This window comes from Candidatus Polarisedimenticolia bacterium, from assembly GCA_035764505.1.
Taxonomy (GTDB): Bacteria; Acidobacteriota; Polarisedimenticolia; order Gp22-AA2; family AA152; genus AA152.
In genome coordinates, this window is record DASTZC010000221.1 from 1 (window position 1) to 5,744 (window position 5,744).

The 5,744-nt window shown below is 69.0% G+C and carries 3 protein-coding genes; all 3 read right to left on the reverse strand.

All coding sequences use genetic code 11. The features are described 5' to 3' along the window. Positions 1-375 (reverse strand): hypothetical protein (locus tag VFW45_14540; protein HEU5182004.1); only part of this gene is annotated, 375 nt, incomplete at its 3' end. Between the two features lie 360 nt (positions 376-735). Beyond that, positions 736-1,695 carry a hypothetical protein gene (locus VFW45_14545; protein ID HEU5182005.1) on the reverse strand — a complete coding sequence of 320 codons (960 nt, stop codon included), beginning with the start codon at positions 1,693-1,695 and terminating at the stop codon, positions 736-738. After that, a partial coding sequence (locus VFW45_14550; protein HEU5182006.1) for an ATP-binding protein occupies positions 1,692-5,744 on the reverse strand: 4,053 nt, incomplete at its 5' end. The genes VFW45_14550 and VFW45_14545, both read right to left, overlap by 4 nt.

A 5,744-nucleotide genomic window follows, 5' to 3' on the forward strand; every position in this document is an offset into this window, starting at 1 on the left:
GGCGTCCCACTTGAGCACACCGCGGCCTCCGAGCATCCGGCCGAACTGCATGCCATCGGCGAGAAGCATGTGTCGGGCGTTGCGATAGTCCAGCACCAGCGGCAGGCCCAGCAGGGCGAAGCCGACGAAGAAGAGGCTCAGCGCCGGCGCTCCCGTCTTGCCTGGGAAGAGGAAGCAGAGCAGGGCGATTGCAAGGAAGAAGCCGCCGCAACCCAGACCGATGATCAGCGTGCTGACGGGATGGGCCAACTTCCCGGCATCCTCCGGCGGCCGCGGCGCGCTGCGACGGCGCGCCAGATAGCCCATGACCAGCGCCATGATCACCGCCCATAGACCCCACTGCAGGACGGGTGCCCACCAGGGACGCTCGCTCATGAAAGCCTCCTCGGGTCTCGTCAGGCGATTTTCAGACTTCTTTCAGGGGCCACACCTCCACGTCGACCGGTCCGGCGCCGCGGAGCAGCGGCTCACCCGCGGGCGTGGGCAGCCCCGCGGTCTCCAGCAGGGTCGAATCATGATGCGAAAGGACCGCCGATTGCAACGGATAAGGGGCGGTGGAAGATCCTGCTGCGATAGAGATGGCCGCGGTGGTGCGCGTAGAGGCAGTAGCGCTCGACCAGGCAGAAATCGAGCGAGCCGGGCGCGAGGGGGCGTTTCGGAACCTGAGTTGAGTCAAACACAGGCTCGCGACCCGGCAAACGGAAATTTCCTCGACGGGCTGCTGGCGCGGAAGCTCTACTTCATCAGCGGCCGCAGGGCCTCGAGGTCGATCTGGTAGATGTCGCCCAGGCCGTTGCGCGGGCGATTGGGGCGATTCGGCCCGGGAGGCAGGCTCGGATCGCGGCGCGCGCTGGAGTAGAAGAAATACTTTCCGTCGGGAGACAGGAACGGCCCGATATCGAGGCCGCGACCGTTGATCTTGGGGCCGAGGTTCACGGCGGGCGTCCATTTGCCGTCCTTGCGGACGCTCCAGTAGAGGTCCCCTCCACCGAGATCGTCCGGCCGCCCCGACGCCATGAAAATCAGGTAGCTCTCATCGGGGGCGATGCAAGCCTCGTATTCATCGGCCGCGCTGTTGATCGCCGGTCCCAGGTTCTCGGGCTCCGCGAACTTCCCGCCGGCTTCCGCGGCGCGGTACAGGTCGGTGCTTCCTTCGCCGCCCGGACGGTCCGATCCGAAATAGAGCGCGCCGCTGGCCGTCAGACGCGGAAGCCACTCGCTGCCGGGCGAGTTGATCGGTGCCCCGAGGTTTCGCGGCTCTCCCCAATCCCCCGATCCCGCCCTCTCCATCACCCAGATGTCCATGTCCTCCCTCTTCGCGCCGTCCACCGGACGATCGGAGATGAAGTAGAGCTTCCTTCCATCGGTGGTGATGAAGGGATCGGCATCGCGATACTTGCCCGAGAAGGGGGCGAGCTTCGGCTCCGACCAGTGCCCTTCGCTCCACTGCGTGACGTAGATCTTCCATTCGGCGAAGGCCGGTGTGCTCTTCACGAAATAAAGCGTGCGTCCGTCGGGCGTGAAGGCGGGATGCGTTTCGAAATCTCCGGTCGAGACGATTCCTTCGCCGAACAGAATCGGCTCGGGAATCGGCTTGCCGGAGCGATAGGGCGGCGCGGCCGCCAGGACCGCGGCGCCCAAGAGGGTGGCGGCCAGCAGCACGGCGCGGCGGCGGGGGTGCTCCGCGGCGCTCACCAACGCGCCTTCGGCGGGAGCGAGGCCAGCAACTGCTCCAGCGCAGCGAGGTCCACCGGTTTGATCAGGTGATAGTCGATGCCGGCCTCGCGTGAGCGCCGCTGCTCCTCCTCCTGTCCCCAGCCGCTCAGGGCGATGAGGGTGACGCCTTCGCCCCCCTGCTGCTGGCGCGCCCGGCGCGCCACCTCGAAGCCGTCCATCCCCGGCATGCCGATGTCCAGCAGCACGACGGAGGGTTGGAAGGTGCCCACCGCGGCGAGCGCCGAGGACCCGTCGTGCGCCGTCTGGACATTGGCGCCAAGCGACTCGAGGAGCACGCCGAGGCTGTCGGCCGCGTCGCGGTTGTCGTCCACCACCAGGATGCGGTGCGCCGCGACCGCCGCAGGGAGAAGGGGCCTCTGCTCGATGCCGCCGCTGCCGATCTGCTTCACCGCCAGGGGAAGCCGGACGATGAACTCGCTGCCCTGCCCCGGGCCTTCGCTTCTCGCCTCCACCGTCCCGCCGTGCAGCCCCACGAGGCTGCGCGCCAGCGTCAGCCCGATCCCCAGCCCTCCCTGGGACCGGCTGTAGCGCTGCTCGACTTGCGTGAACAGGTCGAAGACCCTGGGGAGCATGGCGGCGGGGATGCCGCGGCCGTTGTCGCGCACCGCGATGACGACCTGCCCGCCCTCGCGCCGCGCGGCCAGGAGGATGCGGCCCTCGTTCTCGGTGTACTTGGCGGCGTTGTTGAGCAGGTTGGTCAGCACCTGCGCCAGGCGCACCAGGTCCGCCTCGAGGACGAGCGGCTCGGGAGGAAGGTCGATGGTGAGCCGGTGCCGGGCCGCGTCGATCAGCGGCCGGCTGGTCTCCACCGCCGTGCGCACGACGGCCGCCAGATCCACCGGCTCCTTGCGGATTTCGATCTTGCCGCGCGTGATGCGCGAGACTTCCATCAGATCGTCCACCAGACGCACCATGTGGCTCACCTGGCGACTCATCATCTCGTAGATGCGCTCGGCGCCGGCGCCTTCCGCTCCGGGCAGCCGGAGGATCTGCAGCGCGTTGTGGATGGGGGCGAGGGGGTTGCGCAGCTCGTGGGCGAGCGTCGCCAGGAACTCGTCCTTGCGCCGGTCGGCCTCCTGCAGCGCTTCCTGGGCCTGCTTCATGTCGGTGACGTCCTGGACCGTGCCGCGCAATCCGACGATTTCGCCTGCCGCATTGCGCACCGGCTCGCCGCGGGCCGTGATCCAGATCGGCGCGCCGTGGCGCAGCGCCGGAAGGTCCAAATCATAGTCGATGCCGCTGCGCAGCGTGGCGCGCGCGGCTTCCTGCAGCGTCAGCCAGCTCTCGTGCGGAAACAGCACGCCGTCCTGCTCCTGGAAATCGGGAAAGGCATCCCGGGCGGGGTCGAGGCCGAAGATGACGAACAGCTCCGGCGAGCCGGTCATCCGGCCGGTCGCGAGATTCCAGCTCCAGCTGCCGACGTGGGCGACGCGCTGCGCCTCCCGCAGCTCCGCCTCCTGCAATCGCAGCCTCTCCTCCGCCTGCCGGCGCTCGCTGATGTCGATGACGGAGCCGATGTAGCCGAGGAAGCGCCCGTCCGAGCCCAGGCGGGGGACGGCGGCGTCGAGGGCCCAGCGGTACTCTCCGTCCCTCCTGCGCAGCCGGTACTCCATCCGGAACGGCTCGTGCCGGGCGCTCGCCTCCGCAAGAGTGTCGCGGGCCTGCTGGCGATCCTCGGGGTGGACCGCTTCGGTCCAGCCCAGACCCAGCCCCTCCTCGGGGGTCTGACCCGTGAATTCGTACCAGGATTTGCTCAGGAAGGTGCAGGAGCCGTCCGGCTCGGTCACCCAGATCATCACCGGCGCGTGGTCGGCCATCTGCCGGAAGCGCGCCTCGCTCTCGCGCAGCACCGCGGCGGCGTCCTGACGCAGCCGGGACAGCTCCAGCTGGGAGCCGACGCGCGCCAGCAGCTCGCGTGCGCTGAACGGCTTGATCAGGTAGTCGTTCGCACTGGCGCTCACTCCCTCGATGCGCGACTCCTCCCCGGCCCGCGCCGACAGCATGATCACCGGGAGGGTACGCGTCGCCTCCTCGGCGCGGATCGCCGCGAGCAGCCCGAAGCCGTCGAGACGCGGCATCATGACGTCGGTGAGCACCAGATCCGGAGGAGACGCCCGGATCCGATCCAGCGCGAGCTTCCCATCCGCCACCACCTCCAGCTCGTAGTGCCCTTCCAGCAGGCGGGAGAGGTAGTCGCGCATGTCGGCGTTGTCGTCGGCGACCAGGATGCGGCCACCGGTCGGGCCGCGGGAGGGCTCCGCCGGCAGGTCGGTCAGCTCGGCAACGATTCCGGAGGGAGTCGGCTTTCCACCGAGCACGGCGGCCGGCAGCCATCCGAGCGCCTCCTCGAGGAACCCGGTGGCGGCCGGCGTGGTCGTGGCGGGCTCGCGGGACGGCCGGATCCGATCTTTGGGCAAGTGCGTCGCCCCGGCCGGTATCCTGATGGTGAAGGAGGTGCCACGGCCTACCTGGCTCCGGACGCTCACCTCGCCTCCGTGCAGCCGGACCAGCTCCTGCACCAGCGCCAGACCGATGCCGGTGCCTTCGTGGGTCCGCGACCGGGTTTCCTTGACGCGATGGAAGCGCCGGAACAGCTTGGGCATGTCTTCTTCGGGGATTCCGGCGCCGGTGTCGCTCACCGACAGCTCGGCCCCCTCCGGCCGCCAGCCCAGCGACACCACGATCGTCCCCTCGGCGGTGAACTTGAAAGCGTTGGAGAGGAGATTCAGCACGATCTTCTCCCACATGTCGCGGTCGACGTACACCGGCTCGGGCAGGGGCCGGCAGTCGACGACCAGCTGCAATCCGGCCTTCTCCATCGCCGAGCGGAAGACGCTGGCCAGCTCCGCCGTGAAGAGGGAGAGATCGGTGGGCTCGTAGCTGGCCTCGACGCGGCCCGCCTCGATGCGCGAGAAGTCGAGCAGCGTGTTGACCAGCCTCAGGAGCCTGCGGCTGTTGCGATGCGCGACGCTCAGGGCCTCGGCGGCCTCGGCGGGAAGGAGGCCGTGGGAGCTGGCCAGCACTTCCTCGAGCGGGCCGAGCATCAGGGTCAGCGGCGTGCGGAACTCGTGGCTGACGTTGGAGAAGAAGGCGGTCTTGGCGCGATCCAGCTCCGCCAGCGCTTCGGAGCGGCGCCGCTCCTCCTCGCGCGCCTGCGCGTCGGCCAGACCGGAGGCAATCTGCGTGGCGAGCAGCCCGAAGAAAGTCCGATATCCCTCGTCGAGCGGTCGCACCGGGCTGACGGCGGCCACCAGGATGGCGCGCGGCTGCCCCTGCCCGGGAAGCAGGACCGGGAGGACCAGGGCGGAATGAGGGGCGAGCTTCCAGGCGCCGGTCGGAAGGGCCTCGAAATCTCCCGGGGCGATATTCATGATGACCCCTTCTCCTGAATGCGCCACTGCGCCGAGCGACCAGGGATCGGAGGATTCGGGCGTGTCCAGGGAGATGATGCGCGGCGCGGCTGCCGCGCCGGCTTCGATCCCGGCGGTGGCCTCCAGGGAGGCGGCCGACCGCGCGGTGTCGACGCTGTAGATCATGGCGAAGGGGATGTCGAGGGGATTGCCCGCCAGAACCCCGGCGGCGGATGCGTAGGTCGCCCGGTCGCTGTCGGCGCCCCGGCACTGGGCCGCCAGATCCCGCAAGGTGCGCAGCCGCCGCTCGCCGATCACCTTCTCGGTGGTCTCGAGGACGGGGCAGAAAATGCCTTCGACCTTGCCGCCTTCGCCGCGGATCGGGCTGTAGGAAAACGAGAAATAGGCTTCTTCCAGATAGCCGTGGCGATCGATGTGCAGGCGGAGATCGCGCGAGCGGGTCGCCTCCCCTTGCTGCATCACGTGCGCGAGCATCGGGCCGACGACGTCCCAGATCTCCGCCCAGACCTTCGACCCATGCTCCCCGAGGGCACCGGGATGCTTCGCGGCCAGGATCGCCCCGTATTCGTCGTTGTAGAGAATCGCCAGATCGGACCCCCACCAGAGGACGATGGGGAAGGCGCAATCGAGGCAGGT